Below are 16,981 nucleotides of genomic sequence, written 5' to 3'. Positions count from 1 at the left end.
AGAGGGAATGCTATCCATCTCGGAATGGTTGGCAAAATCCTCCAGTGTTTTTACTAAGAGTTGTCAAACAATCCGAAACTGGTTTGGAGAAATAATTAGTTATTTCGAGCGAAGGACAACGAATGGGGTGGTCGAGGGAATCAACAATAAACTTAAACTAATAAAAAGAAGAGGCTATGGCTTTAGAAACTTTCGGAATTTTTGGGTTAGAAGTATGTTATCTTGGCATCTTGTCTGTTGATTTAGCATAAAGAGTAACGAAGAGCCTACTTGGTCTAGCTGAAAGATAATTTTTGGTCATTCTTGGTTAAGACATTAAAAATAAACGATAGGATCGGCTGTCAATTAAGATATAAATCCCTAGAAAAATGTAGATAAAAGGACTAATTTTATGTCCGTAGTTTGTAACCACTTTAGCTATCCTGGGATGGGTAATCAAAAAATAGGCTAGGACGCACCAGAACCCCATCATGAGATAAAAAATTATCATGATAATTAAGACGTGCATCGGGGAATTATTGGCAAAAAGAGAGGTATAGATACCAATATTATCACCGCCATTAGCCACAGTCACGGCAGCAACGTAATAGGTTTGGGAGGGAAAACGAGGAATAAAGGAGCGATTTTTAGAATAATTAACATCTTCTCTTACTTCTTGAATATAATCCTCATTTTCCCTTGACAAAAGTTGTTTAATGCCGATAATTAAAGGAATAAATCCTAATAGACCAATCCATTCTTTAGAAACCAGTAACCCAAATAGTAAACCGAGGGAACTAGCTAGAAGAATCAGGGTAAAACCAAGGTATTGACCGATAATCAGGTGTCGAGGTCGAAAATTAGCATTAAGTCGCGAGAAAAACAACATTAGCACCATCAGATCATCGAGATTTGTGGCCACAAAACTCGTCACGCTAGTAATTAAAAGGGCTACTAACCAATTCATAGATTGAAAAAAGAGATAATCCTTCCCATTCTAAATCTCGTAGTGCCAGATTTCCTCCTCTCGTAAAAGAAGACGATGGACAGGAAGACGTTCCACGGCCCCCTGTTGTTCAAGATGATTAAGTGCGCGGGTAATTGTGACTCTGGTGGTTCCTAATAAGTCAGCGATATCCTGATGAGTTAGACGCACATCAATTAATTGTCCGGTACCGGTTTGTTTACCAAATTGATTGCCTAACCATGACAGTAATTTCAAGACCATAACATCAGTACGTTTGTAGCTACGAATAATACTTAGTTCTTGTGCTTGCTGAAGATGAGACAGCAGAATTTCTGCCATTTGATAACTCTCAACTGTGGAAAAGGAAACTGCTTGTACAGGAGTGATGCACTCAACTTGATAGGGATTGACTCTCTCTAGGGTTTTGCCAACAAAATTGCCAGGTCCCCACAATCCCAAGACGATCAGGGTTCCATCTTCTAACCAGGTGGAGGTTTTCACGACTCCACTCTCGATTTTCCAGAAATTAGGGTTTCTCAGGGGCAAAATTGCCCGATTATCAAAGTGCCAGCGATGGGGGGTTGATGGTTGATAGGTAAGCGTCATGATTGGTAATTAATTTTGATGAGGTACTTAGCTAGTCAAAAGCACAATGTCCTCGAAAAAGAGGCTTTTTAGACGAGTTAAGGTTTTTTTGATAATTTTGGGGTAAAAACGATAATTACCCCAAAAAAAACTGATTTTATGCCCTTGCAAGCCCTATTTATTTCGGGGTGTTAGTCTTCTCCAGTTCCGTGGTGGCCGAGGAGATCAGTTCTTGCCAAGCTCGATCGCTTTCTTGTAGAGTCTGTTTAACCGCGTCGATGGTTTTTTCTACGCGAGTTTTCAGGAAAGGGGAAGCATTGTCTTTGAGTCGTTCGGTGTCGTCGGCTAAGATATCGATCGTCTCGGAGGTATTAACAAGGCTATTTTCTAGGGTAATAAGGTTGTTTTGCAGGTTTTCACTGAGTTTAGCCCCAGATTTAGTCAATTTTTTCCCTAATTTGCTCACTTTTTCCCCCAGATCGTCAAGATTATCCGCTAAGTCCTCTAGGTTGTCCTGTTGAGCTTCGATAATCTTCTTGTCGAGAGAAGGAGCGGCCAGTTGAGCATTTAGGTCATCGATAGCCGATTTTGTCGCTTGGATGGCTTTTTCATAGGCAATTTGGGCATCTTCCAGAATTTTTGGGACAGAAACCTCATTTTTTTTTCTTGACCGGTTCCACCACAGTGCCACCCGTTGCCGTTGTACGGTCAATGACGGCCAACGGTTCGGGGAGTTGCGGCAAGGCGATCGCATTTCCTCTTCCTCCTAGGAGCAAAGTGACAGTTAAGAGGAAAATCAGCAGCCGGAAAACTTGATTTTTGAGGCTTTGAAAGCTCTTAGTTCGGTTGAACATGATTTAATTTTCTCCTGTTTAGAAAAATTAGTTACTCTCTCTAAATGCTATCATATAAAATATTTCTATTTTGTTTATACACAGAAAATTTTATAAAAAATTTATTATATTTTTGTTTAATAAATTGCAAATAAAAATATAAGTTTTTTGAGCCAAAAGCCATTACAGAAAAGCTTTTAGTCTCCTAATAAAAAAAATAATTTTTATCGTTTTTTTTATTAATGAGATGCTGAATTATCCGATGAGTCTATTTCTTGATTGATCCGAGATATTTTCTTCCGACCTTTAATATATTTGGCTAAAGGTTGTTTTTTATTCAGTCGTTTAATGCCACTTAAAGTGCAGAGAGTGAATAGAGTTCCCACCAGAACCATCTGCCATAAACCGCAACCAGAAGCGGCCCCTAATCCTGCCGCTAACCAGATAGTCGCCGCCGAAGTCAAACCTTTCACTTGTACCTTATTTAGTTCCCGATGGGACTGTTGTAAGATGATTCCCGCCCCTAAAAAACCGACACCAGAAGCGACCCCTTGAATAGTGCGACTGAGAGCATTAGAAGACGCATAACCCACATCTCCCTCCGCTTGTAGGGGAATCATCACGAACATGGCAGCTCCGAGACTAACGATGATAAAAGTTCTCAATCCAGCAGGACGACCGCCTCGCTGTCGGTTATAACCAATCAGACAGCCGACGGCCATAGCCATACTCAGCCGAAAAATAATCGTTTGCCAATCTTCCGAGTCAAAAAACATTGCTTAACCTAACAAATGAGATAAAAACTTTGCCTAACCAATCAAGGCCTTTTCCAGATCCCGCTTTAAATCGTTCCTATTCTCGATCCCAATCGATAATCCTAGTAAAGCCGGTGTTATAGGTGGAAGTGGAATAAATGGGAATCGTTACCGCCCCATGAATCGCCCTCGTTGCAAATTCCATCAATTTATTGTCCTATTAGTCGATATCTTCGAGGTCTTTAAACAGGGCCGTGCTGAGGTAACGTTCCCCGAAACTAGGCTGAATCATGACGATTAATTTATCTTCGTTTTCGGGTCTTTTTCCCACCTGAATCGCCGCCCATAAAGCGGCCCCGGCCGAGATGCCCGATAGTAGTCCCTCCTGACGAGCTAACCGTCGCGCGTAGGCGAAAGCCTCCGTATCATCGACGATAATCACCTCATCGATTAATTCCGGTCGGAAAATTGCCGGGATAAAACCGGCCCCGATGCCTTGGATTTTGTGTGGTCCCGGTTGTCCTCCCGATAAGACGGGACTATTAGAGGGTTCAACTGCGATCGCTTGAAATTGGGGACGACGGGGTTTAATGGTTTCGGCAATACCGGTAATGGTTCCCCCGGTTCCCACGCCACCAATAACGATATCTACCAGTCCGTCGGTATCGGCCCAGATTTCTTCGGCGGTGGTTTCTCGGTGAATTTTCGGGTTGGCTGGGTTGCGGAACTGTTGCAAACTATAGGCGTTGGGGGTGTTTTCGACTATTTCCTCGGCCCGGGCGATCGCTCCTTCCATGCCTTGGCTACCCGGGGTTAATTCTAATTGCGCCCCGTAAGCTTTTAACATTGCCCGTCGTTCTAAACTCATGGTTTCGGGCATAGTCAGGACTAAGCGATAGCCTTTGGCCGCCGCCACCATGGCCAGGGCGATGCCGGTATTGCCGGAAGTGGGTTCCACCAGAATTGTTTTATCGGGGTGAATTAGTCCGGCGGCTTCCGCGTCCTCCACCATACTGACACCAATGCGATCCTTAACCGAGGCGGCGGGGTTCATACTTTCCAGTTTGACGACGATGCGGGCTTTTACTCCCTCTGCTACTGGGATTCGATTCAGTTGGACTAGGGGTGTCCGTCCTACCAATTGGGTGATGTCTCTTGCGATCAGCATAATCCCACTTGCTTTATACTTGTTGGCTATTTCTGATTATATATGTATTTTAAATGTTTTACAATACTTTTTGGGTTGAAGTACAGTGCGTCGGCGGGGATAATCCCTGTCGATTTTTTGGTGCTACGCAAAACAAAACCATCTTGGGCAAGATGGTTAAACACAACGAGTATAGACCGACAAAATTGACTTTAGACCGCTTTTTCTGGCCCATTAGCGACGGGCAGATCTGTGGTACTGTACTCTGTCCAAGAACCCTCATAAATTCGCACCTTGGGATAACCGAGCAGATGTTTGAGGACGATATACTGTAAAGTCGCTTCCCGTCCAGTACTGCAACTGACGATAATATTATCCGAGGGCTTGATGTTGCGTTGGGCAAGAATCTTCCTGATTTCGTCTAAAGATTTCAATTTATGAGGATTTTTCAGGGATTCATCGGGATTATTCGCTTCCGTAAAGGTCGGCCAGGGTATATTTTTCGCCCCCGGAATATGACCATTTCTCAGCCAGATATCCTGTTTCCCCTGAAAAAGTTCTTCCGGTCTAGGATCGATAAAAACCACATCCGGTTTGCCGATCAATTTCTCTACTTCTGCTAAATTTACCCGAATCGAGGGATTATCACGGACAGTAAAGCTCCCTGGTTGATATTTAGGGAATTCTTTCGTTACCTTTTGTTCAGAACCCTTATAACCCTTAAAACCACCATCTAAGACGGCCACATCTCGGAAACCCGATCGCTCTAATAAATAAGCGACCATGGTTGCCCCCAAGACATCGCGACCATCGGAATATACTACCACTCGATCGCCATTAGTGATTCCCGCAGCGGCAAAGAGACTGCCAATTTTATCCTCTTGCCAATATTGAACCGGCAAAAATCCGTTTGGACCACGAAAATTATTATCGGCTATATTCACCGCTTTCGGTAAATGACCGGTGATATATTCCAAAGGATTAATCCGCACATCGAGAATTTTTAACTTCGGATCGTTGAGATTTTGTGCTACCCAAACCGGCGATACAAAGTCTATCTTAGTCTCAGATTTAGACGTGGCCATCAGGGGCGATGACGGTGCTAAGGTAAAGGTTAAAATGCAGAGAAGAACTAAAGTGAAAAAAGTAAGGGGACGGCTTTGAAACCGTCCCAGGGATAGACCCTTCCCTTGACGCAGTTTTGGTTTCATGATTCAGTGTCAGCGACGAATATCAAACGATAATTACTATAGGGCTTTGATTAGCTTTCTCCAAAAATTTAGGTATAACGTGATATTTTTTTTTGGCAGCAAGTCGGTCAACTAATTATTAATTTCCTCTTGCGTCTTGATCGCCTTGGGTGTCTCTAATAACTGTCGCCACCAGAGATGAACTAGGAGGGATCAAGCGATCGCTAAAAGCCAAGCGGCAAGGATATCACTGGGAAAGTGAACCCCTAAATAAAGACGAGTCCAAGCAATAACCAAAACCAAGGGAATCCCCAGTAAAACTACCCCTAAAAACCAGCGCGTTCTCCAAGATAGGATCAGTACAGAAACCACTAACAGGGAACTAAATAAAGCATGACCGCTAGGGAAGGCAAAATCATCGGGTAAGGGATAAAATAACTGCCAAAATTGCGGGCGATTTCGATGAAAAAAATCTTGAGATTATAACTAATTGCCCAACCTCCGGCCGTAGTCACAAGCAGATAAGCGAACCCATACCAGTATTTTTTTAGGGCAAAAATCAGCAGTAAAATTGTTAGTATCGGAGCCACTCCCCAATAAGTACCTAATCCCGTTAGTTTTATCGCCAAAAAATTTAGGTTTAAATTAGTAGTTTGATGAATAGATAGCATCAGGGATTTTTCCCAAGCAAATCCTTGCGGCTGCTGGCGAATAGCGATCGCTAAATCCGTAAAAGTTAGCGATGTTAACAAGATAGCCAATAAAATTAAGCTATTGTTTAAGTAAGTTTTGGGAATCACGGGGAAAAAGTGGCGATCGATGATAACAGGGGCATTTCTAAAACCTCAAAATGCAGCAAAGCTAGGATTACTAAAGTATAAACTGTCGAGGAAAGTAATACATTTCTTAATTCTTTTTGCCAATGGCGTTCTTCTTTCTCTCCACCGATTAATTCTTTCGTTCCGAATTGCATTAGCAGAATTCCCACCAGATTAGATAACCAATAACCAACCATGGCCGCTGGTAGAAAAAAATCGGCGTGTAAGCAAGCAATTAAACGACCGAAACCGTAGGCGATCGGCAGATTAAAAATTAGATCTTTCCACCAACACAGGGGCGATAATAAGTAACCAATCAATACCAAGCTTCCGTTTTTTATTTTGTCAAGTAGATACATCTTTTTTTTAGTTACTAACTATTAGTTTTGTTTTTTTGCCATCAGCTATCTAAGTAAGTAGGTGTTGAAAATTGTCAGATCCCCCCTTATTAAGGGGGGATCAATTAATCAGAACCACTTACTTAGCTGACGGCTGACGGCCTACTACTAATTAACGCTGAATTTGGTCAAAAATCGCCCTATCAGCGAAGAATTTTTTCTGGATCGCATCCCAACTACCGATCGCCGTATAGGGGAACAGATTCGACACTTTTGGGTATTGTTTACTAAACTCTTTAGCCACATTAGCATTAACGGGACGGAAACCCACCTTGGCGAATTCCCGCTGCGCTTGCGGAGTAAAGAGAAATTGGGCAAAAGCTGTCGCTACTTCCCGGGTTTTGCGTTTATCAACTATTTTATCCACTACGGCCACGGGCGGATCGATCGAAACATTGACCGGAGGAATAGTATAGGAAAAACCGGTTTCTCCTTTTTGACGGGCCAAAATTACCTCGTTTTCGTAGTTAAGCAGCACATCCCCCTGATCCTGTTTAAAGAAGACATCGCTGGCTTCCCGGGCATCTTTGGGTAGTACAGGCACGTTTTTATGGACATTGCGGACGAAATTGGTCGCTTGTGCTTCATTGCCGCCGGTCCGAGTTACCGATCCCCAGAGAGCCAGAAAATTCCACCGGGCCACCCCAGAGGTTTTCGGGTTGGCAGTAATGACTTTAATCCCCGATTTGGCTAGATCTGGCCAGTTGCGGATTCCTTTGGGATTGCCCTGACGAGTAACTAAAGCTACCACGGAACGAGTGGCGATGGCGTTATTGGGTAATTCTTTCTGCCAACCGGGGTTAACTAAACCCGCTTTTTGCAAGCGTTCCACATCGGAACCGATAGCCAAATTTACCACATCTGCATCTAATCCGTCGATAACAGCGCGGGTTTGGGAACCAGAGCCGCCATAACTCTGTTTAATCACCACATCCTGTTTTTTCTCTCTTTTCCATTTGTTGACGAATAGAGGAATGATTTTTGAGTAGGCCGATTGAGTCACTGCGTAGGAAACTAGGGTGATTTCCACGGTTTGTTGTTTAGCTTGCTGTTTATCCGGACTTGCCAGCAGATTACTCGATGCCGATAGGGGACTAGAAGCTAGTCCGATTCCCGTTGTGACGACGGCAGCCGTAGCTAGAGAAATAAAGGGTAAGAGGGTTTTCGGTTTTGAGGATCTAGGATCAGGGATCACGATGTCATCGGCTCCTTTGTTTATTTATGGGAGATTGCTAGGTATTTTCTCTGAGATTGTATTTTATATGAAATAAAAAACAATTACAATACATTAGAGAAAAAATTATACTGTTTGGGTTGGATGCAAAGAAATCAAGCCATTAATGGCTTGATTAGCTGAAAAAAGTGTAAATATTCGATTTATATAGCTTAAATGTGCCTTTAAATCTGCCTAAAGCCTCTTTATGCTTGCAGAATAGAGATTTTATCGTTTTTATGGAGAGGAAAGAATTTTTTAGCGATCAAAAACCTCTGCCTAGGTGGCTTCACCGGTGAAGTTAGCGGACTTTAGCAACTATTACCCTAAAATTGAAGCGGTCTAACGACTTCAATCAATAATACCATTTTTCTTTATTTGCGTCACAACGAATGCAGGCCTGGCAAGCATTCGAGCGTGGATGTCTGTCATGGATTTAGAAATTTGGTATAAGCAGGGTGCGTCCCAAAAAATCCTGCATTAGGTAACGCACCCTACAGCGATTGCGATCTATTCAGAAACTTGCCGCATAACGGCTAAGTTATGCCGTGCTTCTCACCGATAAGACTGCGATCGCCCTAATTTTCAAGCGTAGCCGACAATATCATGGAATGAATAACCGACCAACCCCCTTGTAATTATCAAGATCTACAGCAATTTCGATCAGTCGTTCAGCGCAGCGCTCTCTGTACTCAGCTTCACTCAAACGATCGAGATTTCCAATCGTCAACACTGGAAACGATTTCTCTGTGTTCTCTTCTCGCATAACCTGCTCAAGGGAATCATCACCCTTCATATTTCGGTTAGCAGTAAGAATCATCATCTCCTGTTCTTGAGCATAGCACCAGACTACGCGATCGCTACTTTCCATCGACAGTCCAACCTCTCTAAAGGTGACAAATTGGACAGACTGAAACTCAAGCCAACCACGTTTTGCCAATATACCAAGAAAAATCAGCGCATAACCGTCGAGGTTGTAGTCAACTAAGAAAGTCATTGTTTTTGTGCAGCACGTCTGGCTCTCTGCTCCTCAAGCTTTGCCCAAAACGCTTCTTGTCCTGGTTTATGTGGCATTGCTGCAATTCGAGCAAAGCGTTCACGGTTACGATCTTCCCAGTACTGGCGAATTTCTTCCCTATTCTGAAGAACCTCTTGATATTCAACCTCGACCTGAGCTTGGTTTACCTGAATGTAGGACAAAGCTGCGTCAATTTGCGCGTTCGTGAGGTTAAATGTGTCACGAATCAGTTTAGGAGGATAATCAGCTTTTAGGAGATCGATCACATCATAGAGGGTGATGCGCGTGCCAGCGATCGTCAGTCCTCGCTCTGTACGGATAATTTTCGCTTGTTGGTTTGCCGTCCAGGTCATTCCCTTAGCTCCTTAGAATCCACTTAATGGTCAATGGTTTCACCAGACAAATATTGGTCAATTTTTTCTGACCAATCAGGTTCACCGTTCATTATAGCCCGCCCCTTACCGGACAAGATCAGTGTACTGCTAGGCCGTGCCTTCGTCATCCCACTTAGACTGACAACTTCAATCAATGTGCATGGTGCGTTCCCAAAAATCTATTGGTGGAACAGTAGGACTTGCATTAGGGAACGCACCCTACGGCTACGGCGATTGTGATCGCACTATGACAAAGGTTTAATTGTCACTAATCCCCCAGCAAAACCCTGAATATTCAACTCATAGCCATCAAGTAAACCCATACCAACTAATGGATCTGTCTCTGACTCATTGATTTCAATAGATTTGATCTGACCATCCCAGATCACAGTTGCCTCAAATACGTTAAACATACCAGCAATTCTCATTTTAAGGTTTCATGACATTAAAACCCTTGCACCTAGAGGGGTTAATAATTCTTAACGAATCTCTAGATCGCTGAAACAACGCAAAATCGTTTCAAAATGAGAATTGCTGTAAACATACAGAGGCTTCCATCGCCCAAGATTCCCTCTTCTTGCATATACCACGTTAATCCTAGTCTTGTAATGACAGCAGAAGGCAACGTGAGAAATCCAGTGTAACCAGTGTCAATAACTGCTTTAATCGCTTGTCTCTGGTGATTTTCGCCTAGCACTACGAATTGAATAATTGCTTCTCGGTGCGAATTGACGCTCCCCATCATCATGGCGATACACTGGGGGAACGAAAGCCAAAACGATGGACGGCACGATGTCCAATCCGAATACCAAATATTTGTGCATCAGGAAAACGTATTAACAGTTGTTTAGCAGCTGTTAGGCTGTCGTCAGCCACTTCAAAAGCCCCTGTTTCGATGTCTATTGCTACAATCTTCCCATGATTCCCTTCCTCGATTTGGGAGCGTACCTGAGATTCATAGACTTCGTGTCCACGTCGGGCAAATTCTTCTTTGCTGTAGCGGGGTTGTCGAACTGTCATTGAAGCGACCCTGTGGCAACTTTTGCCCCTCTATTTTAACCTAAAAATTGGCAATCTTCGCTAACATTCCTCCACTGGGCCCACAAGAGCAGCACCGCACCTAACCTCACAGCTTCAATCAATGTGCATGGTGCGTTCTCAAAAATCCCGCATTAGGGAACACACCCTACAGCTGAAACAGTCCAGTAGGGTGTGTTAGCGTTAGCGTAACGCACGAATTTTGAATATTAGATAAGGTGCGTTCACTTCGTTAACCCACCCTACCAGATCGGCGATCTGCTATGCAGTGCCTTCGGCATCGCACTTATAACTAACCAATCGGACTATTTACAAAGACAAGTACGAATCATTGTCGGTCTAACGGCTAAGTTGAGCGGCGGCAGTTAGCCTTGAACTCATCACCAAGTTCTCTCACTCCGTCCGCTCCAACAACGTGTTAGGCAACTTAGATTTCTGGAGTAGAAAATGATAGAGATCGCATCAAGAGAAAGGAATGAAAAGAACCCGACCTTCACATTCTTCAGGTTCACTACAACAAATAAATAGTTCTAAATCATCAAGAATCTTACCAATGGGTGCTTTTGAGATCACCTCAACAACTCCAGTCATAGGTAGTCCTTGATTGACACGATTGTAGGCATACATCGTAATAGTGGCTACATCATGGGTGAGCAGGATGCGTCCCTCATTAGCTGCCCATTCTAAAATATCTGGATCGTCAGTGTTCATCAGTCCTACATCTTGGACGCGAATTATATCTAATTCAGGTAAACGCCTTACCAGCCCACGCAAGATGGCTCCATTAAAATTTTCGTCAGTTAGAAGGCGCACTTTGCCTCGACTCTCCTTTTGACTGATAACGAGCAAGCAAGCGCTGTCTTAAATCGACTAAGTTGTGTTTTTGAGTTAGTTGTTGTCTCAGTTGTTGAGCTTGTTGGTCGCGTTGCTCCAAATAACTGTCAATTTCCTGACGGTGATTTAAATAATAAGCAATGGCACTGTATATATCTTCCAAACGAAGAACTGAAAACTGAATAGCGATTTCTTCAGGAGTGGAGCCGTTGTGGTATGAGGCAAGTATGCTATCGAGAGTCACTCGGCTCGAACCTATACGGATACCTCCCGCTTCATCCCAACGAAAAGGGGGAGAAGTTACTTGGAATTTGGCTGGGGTGTTCATTAGAGACATATTCCACCTGAGTTGAATTGCATAAAAACATCCTAGCAAAAATCAGAATACTTTGTCTGACACTGCTTTCTGACACGAAAAGGGGTGGGTTTCCTGCCGTCAACCCACCCTACAAGATCGGCGATCGCACTATAAGATCAGCGATCGCACTGCAACACCAAGGCATACACATCCTATCCCAATTCTTTTATAAGACCTTGAACGGACTGAAGTAAGGTATTTGAGATTTTGATCGCTGTATTTAGCTCTGAGCCTAGTGCTCTTCGATCAACTTTGCTCCCACCAGGTCTGATTGCAATAGTTCTAATTCTATCAACTGTTCCGCCTCTCAACGAAACAAGTTGATAGATTATACCTCTATGTTTTTCTAAAGCCGTATCATATCGACTCATTCGCTTAAAAAGATCTTCCATTGAGAGGATCAAGCGATTCATTTTAGGACCCAAATCAGCAGCTCTGCTGGCAATAACACTATCTTTGCTATCTCTTCTTCCAGTGTAATCTCTCAAATTTACCAAACTAGCCAGAAGCACATTAACTGATGTATTCAATTCACTGATAGATGGCTTGATTTTTTCTCGATCTATTTCTGTCCCCTGCTTTTTGAGAACGGTTCGTACATCATCTACAAATTTAACCGCTCCTTTAACAGTAGAAGTAACTTCATCAAACCAATTCTTACTCTCCTCTGCATTCACTGAAAACTTATGCTGCTGAAATCTAAGTAGAGCAATTGAAGCGAAAAACATTAAAAATAGTCTGCGATTAGATTTCATATCTTTTCAATTGCCGTTTCCTCTGCGCGAGAAAACCATAACGACTAAGCATAAACCGATCCAAACTAGCACTATTGCTGGGTACTGTGGTAGCAACTGAGCAGCAGAAACAGAAGGAATTGCCCAGACTAGCAGAAGTAGCACACCATAAATTAATAGAGCACCACCCAATATCACAGCAATGAATTTCACGCCTGCCTTCATGTCACCTAGAATACCTCGCTTAATTTTACTCAAACCACCTCAGCTTTGCAGCATAACTATGTATTTTACGGAAACTCTCCGTATATTACGCCAAGTACGCATTTTTTTAAGAATCTTTCTGTATATTACGCTCAAATGGAGCGATCGCAAGAAGTTTTCCGTATAATATTACGATAAGCGTGTTATGCCGATTAGCGTACTCTGTGATGAACCCTTCCCCACTGATTTGTTCAAAGTTTTCTCGTTGTGCGACTGTCAGATAAACTTTATCTCGCCTACCTCTTCCCATGATTGATGTCCTCAGTTGAGCCTATCTATTGCCCTATTTTAGCTGTGTCAGTCCACTACAAGATCGGCTACCTGAAATTTCAGCTATCTGTAATGAAATTTCATCTATCTGTAACCCTACTCGCTAAAATAGTTTAAAAATCCGTCGATAATTTCTAGGATAGAAGTAAAGACCATCCTTGCCTACCTTTTCTATGATCCTAGCCGCCGAAACTGGACTAAAAACCGCTACTCTAGACGTAAAAGGCATGAAATGCGCTGGCTGTGTGAGTGCCGTAGAAAGACAACTCAGCCAAAATCAAGGGGTAAAATCGGCCCAAGTTAATCTAATCACGGAAATTGCCGTGATTGAATACCAACCAGATGCGATCGCACCAGAGCAATTAGCCGCAAAATTAACCGCGATTGGATTCCCCACCCAACCGCGCAGCTCATCGACTCCCCTTTCTCAACAAAATCAACGGCTGCAAAACCAACAAAAAGAACGGCAACAACAATTATACCGATTAGCGATCGCTTGTTGTTTACTGGTTTTTTCCCTGATTGGTCACTTACACCACATCGGGGGACCAGAAATCCCCATCCTTCAAAGTATTGCTTTTCACTGGACTTTAGCCACCCTAGCCATTTTATTCCCCGGCCGCGATATTTTCATCGATGGTTGGCGGGGATTACGGCACGGGATGCCAAATATGAACACTCTCGTTAGTTTAGGCACAGGTAGTGCCTATATAGCCAGTTGTTTGGCTCTTATCTTCCCTAATCTCGGTCTAGAGTGCTTTTTTGATGAACCAGTCATGCTGTTAGGTTTTATTCTCCTCGGACGGACTCTAGAAGCGCATTCCCGTCATCGCGCAGCCGCAGACTTAGAAGCGCTTACTTCCCTACAACCGGCAGTGGCTCACCTAATTGGTAGTACAGATGACCGTGTGGGTGTGGCCATTCCCGTGGAACAGCTGCGCGTCGGGGAATGGGTGCGCGTCTTACCCGGTGAAAAAATTCCCGTGGATGGGGAGATTATTCAGGGAAGAACCACGGTAGATGAAGCTTTATTAACGGGGGAATCGCTGCCGGTGGTTAAGGAAATGGGAGATATAGTCATTGCTGGCAGTTTCAATCTCTCAGGTGCGATCGCAGTGCAAACTCGTCAGGTGGGGACCGATACCACCCTAGCTAAGATTATCGCAGCCGTGGAATCAGCCCAAACTCGCAAGGCCCCAGTACAGAAGATAGCGGACCGGGTAGCGGGTTATTTTGCCTACGGAGTGATGATAATTGCCCTAATTGTGCTGCTCTTTTGGTATTTTTGGGGAACTAGGCTGTTTCCAGAGGTGTTAGGGTCAACCACAGGACACCACGAGATGATTCAACCCACTTCTCCCCTACTTTTGTCCCTAAAATTAGCGATTTCTGTGCTTGTGGTCGCTTGTCCCTGCGCTCTCGGTTTAGCCACACCAACGGCCCTACTGGTGGGAACCAGTTTAGCAGCCGAACGGGGTATTTTAATTAAAGGGGGCGATGTTTTGGAAACCGTCTCGCAACTGCAAACGGTGGTTTTTGACAAAACGGGAACCCTTAGCCAAGGTCATCCGGAAATTACCGATTGTTTGAGTTTTTCTGAGCTTAATTCCCTGGAAATTCAACAATTAGCGGCATTAGTGGAGAGTGGTACTAATCATCCTCTTGCTCGGGCGATTTTAGACGCGGTTACTCCTCCTACTAACCTGACGGGGGAAGATTTTCAAACTGTGGCCGGATTGGGAGTTTCGGCAAGGGTGCAGGGGTCAAAAATTGTTCTAGGAAATCCGCAATGGTTGGCACAGAACGGCATTAAAATCGATGAAACTATCTGGGGGATTCAAGAGCTTTTAGAGGCGGGTAAAACGGTGATTTATCTGGGTATGGAAGAACAATTACTCGGCGCGATCGCTTTTCAGGATCGATTGCGTCCCGATGCTCAAACAACCGTTAATCAGTTGCAAAAACTCGGTTTAGAGGTGATTTTACTCAGTGGCGATCGCCAAGAAGTGGTGACAGCGATCGCTAATAGTTTGGGTATTAGCCAATTTTATGCCCAAGTTGCCCCCACCGAAAAATCCGCCTTAATTGCCGACCTACAGACAAAAGAGGGCAAAATCGTCGCTATGGTCGGGGATGGTATCAATGACGCTCCTGCCCTAGTACAGGCTAACATCGGTATTGCTCTGGCCGGTGGCACGGAAGTGGCCATGGAAACGGCCGGGATCGTTTTAATTAGCGATCGCCTAGAGGATGTGGTACAATCTTTGCATTTAAGTCTGGCCACATGGCAAAAAATCCGACAAAATCTTTTTTGGGCTTTGGGTTATAATACCTTTGCTATTCCCATTGCCGGTGGCTTATTACTGCCCCGTTGGGGTCTAGCTTTCAGTCCGGCCCTAGCAGCAGCTTTGATGGCTTTTAGTTCGGTTATGGTAGTGAGTAATTCCCTGCTTTTACGTCGTCAATTTCCTCCGCTCACATCGACGCAGGAAGGCAAAAATTAAAGCAATTACCGATTTTTTCTCGATAAATCTATCAAGCACCAAAAAGAGCGGCTCTATTATTCCTTGTGTGATAAGTTTAACTGATACAGGAGCGATCAATCTCTGTGTCCTCTGTGTCTTTGTGGTGCGTTACCCAAGAGAGCCAAGATGGCATTTTGTCCCTGTCTTTGTCAGTTGACGGAGACAGGAACAAATCGGGTTAAGCGGTAATTCTGGTCAGGGATTGACCTTGATAATTGTTGGTAATAATCTGGTGAATAGATTCAAAAAATCGCCGACAACGATTATTAGTTCTCAGGGGCAATTCATGATTTTTTACCAATAAATCGATCTGAAGTTCCGAGCTAGTGGGAGGATGAATAAACAATTCCACTTTCACTAACTGGGGAAAGAAAGCATCGTTAGGAACTTCCGATAAAAGCAAGACATCGGTCCGGCGCTTGATGATTTCAAATTCACCCAAACTTAATATATCATCGTATAAAAACCCGGTCTGATGAGGAGAAATCCCGACAAAATAGGAACAGCAATAGCGAGCCATGGCAGGGAAAAGATGATAAATTGGTCAAGGTTAATCGGTCAAAATCAGGCCATTGAACTACTACAAAGAGCGCTTGAAGTCAATTCGATCGCTCCCGCTTACTTATTCGCCGGCGCTAAGGGGATTGGACGCAATCTAGCAGCAAAATGTTTCTGTCAAGACTTGTTAACTAGAGATCGATCTCCGGAAACAAGGGAATTAATCCTGAAACGCTTTTTAGGGGGCAATCATCCCGATTTACTCTGGATTGAACCCACTTATCAACACCAAGGCAAACTGCTCACCGCAAAAGAAGCACAGGAAAGCAATCTCAAGCGTAAAGCTCCCCCGCAAATCCGCATCGAACAAATTCGCGAGATTACTAACTTTTTAAGTCGTCCTCCCTTGGAATCGGCCCGCTCTGTGGTGGTAATCGAGGAAGCAGACACCATGACGGAATCGGCGGCAAATGCGCTCTTAAAAACGCTTGAGGAACCGGGAAAAGCCACTTTAATCCTGATTGCTCCTAGTCCCTCCTCTTTACTACCCACTCTCGTTTCTCGCTGTCAACATATCCCTTTTCAGCGTCTTTCGGAAGAAAATCTCGCTCAAGTCCTGCGCTCTAACGGACACGCTCGCGTTCTCAATTATCCGGCAATTCTCGGTTTAGCTCAAGGTAGCCCGGGAGAAGCGATCGCCGCTTTAGAGTTTCTCGACAGTCTCCCCCAAGATTTACCGCGATCTTTCAGCAAGTTTCCCCTAAAACTCTCCCAAGCACTGGAATTAGCCAAAATTATCGCTCAAACTCTTGACACGGAAACCCAATTATGGTATGTGAGTTATCTTCAGTATGAGGATTGGCAACGACGACGAGAGCGATCGATTTTAGAAATCTTGGAAAAAACCCGCCGGCAGCTGTTAGCCTACGTTCAACCCCGTTTAGTCTGGGAATGCACTTTCTTGGCATTGGCCAAGCTATCCACCGCCCAAAAGTCTTAAAATTGTTATGTGCCTGAGCAAAATTAATTACACATATCTAACCACCTCTTGCCTCTGGGTGCATCTCATTTTTGTAAATCTACCAATTGGGATTTTTATGGGGAAACTCTCGACTAAAATCGGGCATTACTTGCGGTTTTATCGCTCAATCCCAGCTTTTGGGGGGTTCTACCCCCCAAACCC

General features: G+C 44.0%; 17 protein-coding genes and 3 pseudogenes. 3 read left to right on the top strand and 17 right to left on the bottom strand.

What is annotated here, in order from left to right:
• The coding region (locus IQ224_RS14100) for a transposase (protein ID WP_194032751.1) at positions 1-241 on the top strand (241 nt) is incomplete at its 5' end.
• A 66-nt stretch (positions 242-307) separates the two neighbouring features.
• On the opposite strand, the gene IQ224_RS14095 is transcribed toward IQ224_RS14100, so the two are convergent.
• The 16 genes and pseudogenes from IQ224_RS14095 to IQ224_RS14020 all read right to left on the bottom strand — a co-directional run bounded on the left by IQ224_RS14095 (position 308) and on the right by IQ224_RS14020 (position 12,262).
• Positions 308-946 (bottom strand): cadmium resistance transporter, encoded by a 639-nt coding sequence (locus tag IQ224_RS14095; protein WP_002741595.1) that lies wholly within the window; start codon positions 944-946, stop codon positions 308-310.
• Positions 947-976: 30 nt separating this feature from the next.
• Positions 977-1,552 carry a Crp/Fnr family transcriptional regulator gene (locus tag IQ224_RS14090; protein ID WP_002731893.1) on the bottom strand — a complete coding sequence of 192 codons (576 nt, stop codon included), beginning with the start codon at positions 1,550-1,552 and terminating at the stop codon, positions 977-979.
• A gap of 157 nt (positions 1,553-1,709) precedes the next feature.
• A pseudogene (locus IQ224_RS14085) lies at positions 1,710-2,385 on the bottom strand (hypothetical protein).
• 218 nt (positions 2,386-2,603) lie between these two features.
• A complete protein-coding gene (locus tag IQ224_RS14080) occupies positions 2,604-3,140 on the bottom strand; it encodes an MgtC/SapB family protein (protein WP_002741585.1) in 537 nt (178 codons plus the stop codon).
• Positions 3,141-3,339: 199 nt separating this feature from the next.
• Complete coding sequence (gene cysK, locus IQ224_RS14075) at positions 3,340-4,287, bottom strand: cysteine synthase A (RefSeq protein WP_194033102.1); 948 nt, start codon at positions 4,285-4,287, stop codon at positions 3,340-3,342.
• A gap of 191 nt (positions 4,288-4,478) precedes the next feature.
• Positions 4,479-5,477, bottom strand: coding sequence for a sulfurtransferase (locus IQ224_RS14070; RefSeq protein WP_002741578.1), 999 nt, complete (start codon positions 5,475-5,477; stop codon positions 4,479-4,481).
• Between the two features lie 111 nt (positions 5,478-5,588).
• Positions 5,589-6,256: pseudogene (locus IQ224_RS14065) on the bottom strand (phosphatase PAP2 family protein).
• Complete coding sequence (locus tag IQ224_RS14060; protein WP_194033101.1) at positions 6,253-6,633, bottom strand: hypothetical protein; 381 nt, start codon at positions 6,631-6,633, stop codon at positions 6,253-6,255. The pseudogene IQ224_RS14065 and the gene IQ224_RS14060 overlap by 4 nt, the downstream one beginning before the upstream one ends.
• Positions 6,634-6,784: 151 nt before the next feature.
• Positions 6,785-7,867: a sulfate ABC transporter substrate-binding protein gene (locus IQ224_RS14055; RefSeq protein WP_194033100.1), complete on the bottom strand. Its 1,083-nt coding sequence runs from the start codon at positions 7,865-7,867 to the stop codon at positions 6,785-6,787.
• 622 nt (positions 7,868-8,489) lie between these two features.
• Complete coding sequence (locus IQ224_RS14050; RefSeq protein WP_036399750.1) at positions 8,490-8,882, bottom strand: DUF5615 family PIN-like protein; 393 nt, start codon at positions 8,880-8,882, stop codon at positions 8,490-8,492.
• Entirely contained in the window at positions 8,879-9,256 is a 378-nt protein-coding gene (locus tag IQ224_RS14045; RefSeq protein WP_002741562.1) for a DUF433 domain-containing protein, read from the bottom strand. Before IQ224_RS14045 ends, IQ224_RS14050 begins: the two co-directional genes overlap by 4 nt.
• A 266-nt stretch (positions 9,257-9,522) precedes the next feature.
• Positions 9,523-10,025 (bottom strand): annotated as a pseudogene (locus tag IQ224_RS25035) (clan AA aspartic protease).
• Positions 10,022-10,297, bottom strand: coding sequence for a hypothetical protein (locus IQ224_RS14035; RefSeq protein WP_002733756.1), 276 nt, complete (start codon positions 10,295-10,297; stop codon positions 10,022-10,024). Before IQ224_RS14035 ends, IQ224_RS25035 begins: the two are co-directional and overlap by 4 nt.
• A gap of 480 nt (positions 10,298-10,777) precedes the next feature.
• Positions 10,778-11,089, bottom strand: a complete 312-nt coding sequence (locus tag IQ224_RS14030) for a DUF5615 family PIN-like protein (RefSeq protein WP_230457574.1) — start codon at positions 11,087-11,089, stop codon at positions 10,778-10,780.
• A 22-nt stretch (positions 11,090-11,111) separates the two neighbouring features.
• Positions 11,112-11,486: a DUF433 domain-containing protein gene (locus IQ224_RS14025; protein WP_036399742.1), complete on the bottom strand. Its 375-nt coding sequence runs from the start codon at positions 11,484-11,486 to the stop codon at positions 11,112-11,114.
• Between the two features lie 173 nt (positions 11,487-11,659).
• Positions 11,660-12,262: a hypothetical protein gene (locus IQ224_RS14020; protein WP_036399737.1), complete on the bottom strand. Its 603-nt coding sequence runs from the start codon at positions 12,260-12,262 to the stop codon at positions 11,660-11,662.
• Positions 12,263-12,948: 686 nt separating this feature from the next.
• On the opposite strand from IQ224_RS14020, the gene IQ224_RS14015 reads away from it, so the two are divergent.
• Positions 12,949-15,279, top strand: coding sequence for a cation-translocating P-type ATPase (locus IQ224_RS14015; protein ID WP_194033103.1), 2,331 nt, complete (start codon positions 12,949-12,951; stop codon positions 15,277-15,279).
• A gap of 199 nt (positions 15,280-15,478) precedes the next feature.
• Here the strand turns inward: IQ224_RS14015 and IQ224_RS14010 are convergent, their stop codons facing one another.
• Positions 15,479-15,820 (bottom strand): hypothetical protein, encoded by a 342-nt coding sequence (locus IQ224_RS14010; RefSeq protein ID WP_002734498.1) that lies wholly within the window; start codon positions 15,818-15,820, stop codon positions 15,479-15,481.
• Between the two features lie 12 nt (positions 15,821-15,832).
• Between IQ224_RS14010 and holB the strand changes: the two genes are divergently transcribed.
• Positions 15,833-16,798 carry a DNA polymerase III subunit delta' gene (gene holB / locus IQ224_RS14005; RefSeq protein WP_002767529.1) on the top strand — a complete coding sequence of 322 codons (966 nt, stop codon included), beginning with the start codon at positions 15,833-15,835 and terminating at the stop codon, positions 16,796-16,798.
• Positions 16,799-16,981: the final 183 nt, after the last annotated feature.

The sequence above is a fragment of the Microcystis sp. LEGE 00066 genome, assembly GCF_015207925.1.
GTDB lineage: Bacteria > Cyanobacteriota > Cyanobacteriia > Cyanobacteriales > Microcystaceae > Microcystis > Microcystis ichthyoblabe_A.
This window is presented reverse-complemented; position numbering and strand designations above follow the sequence as displayed.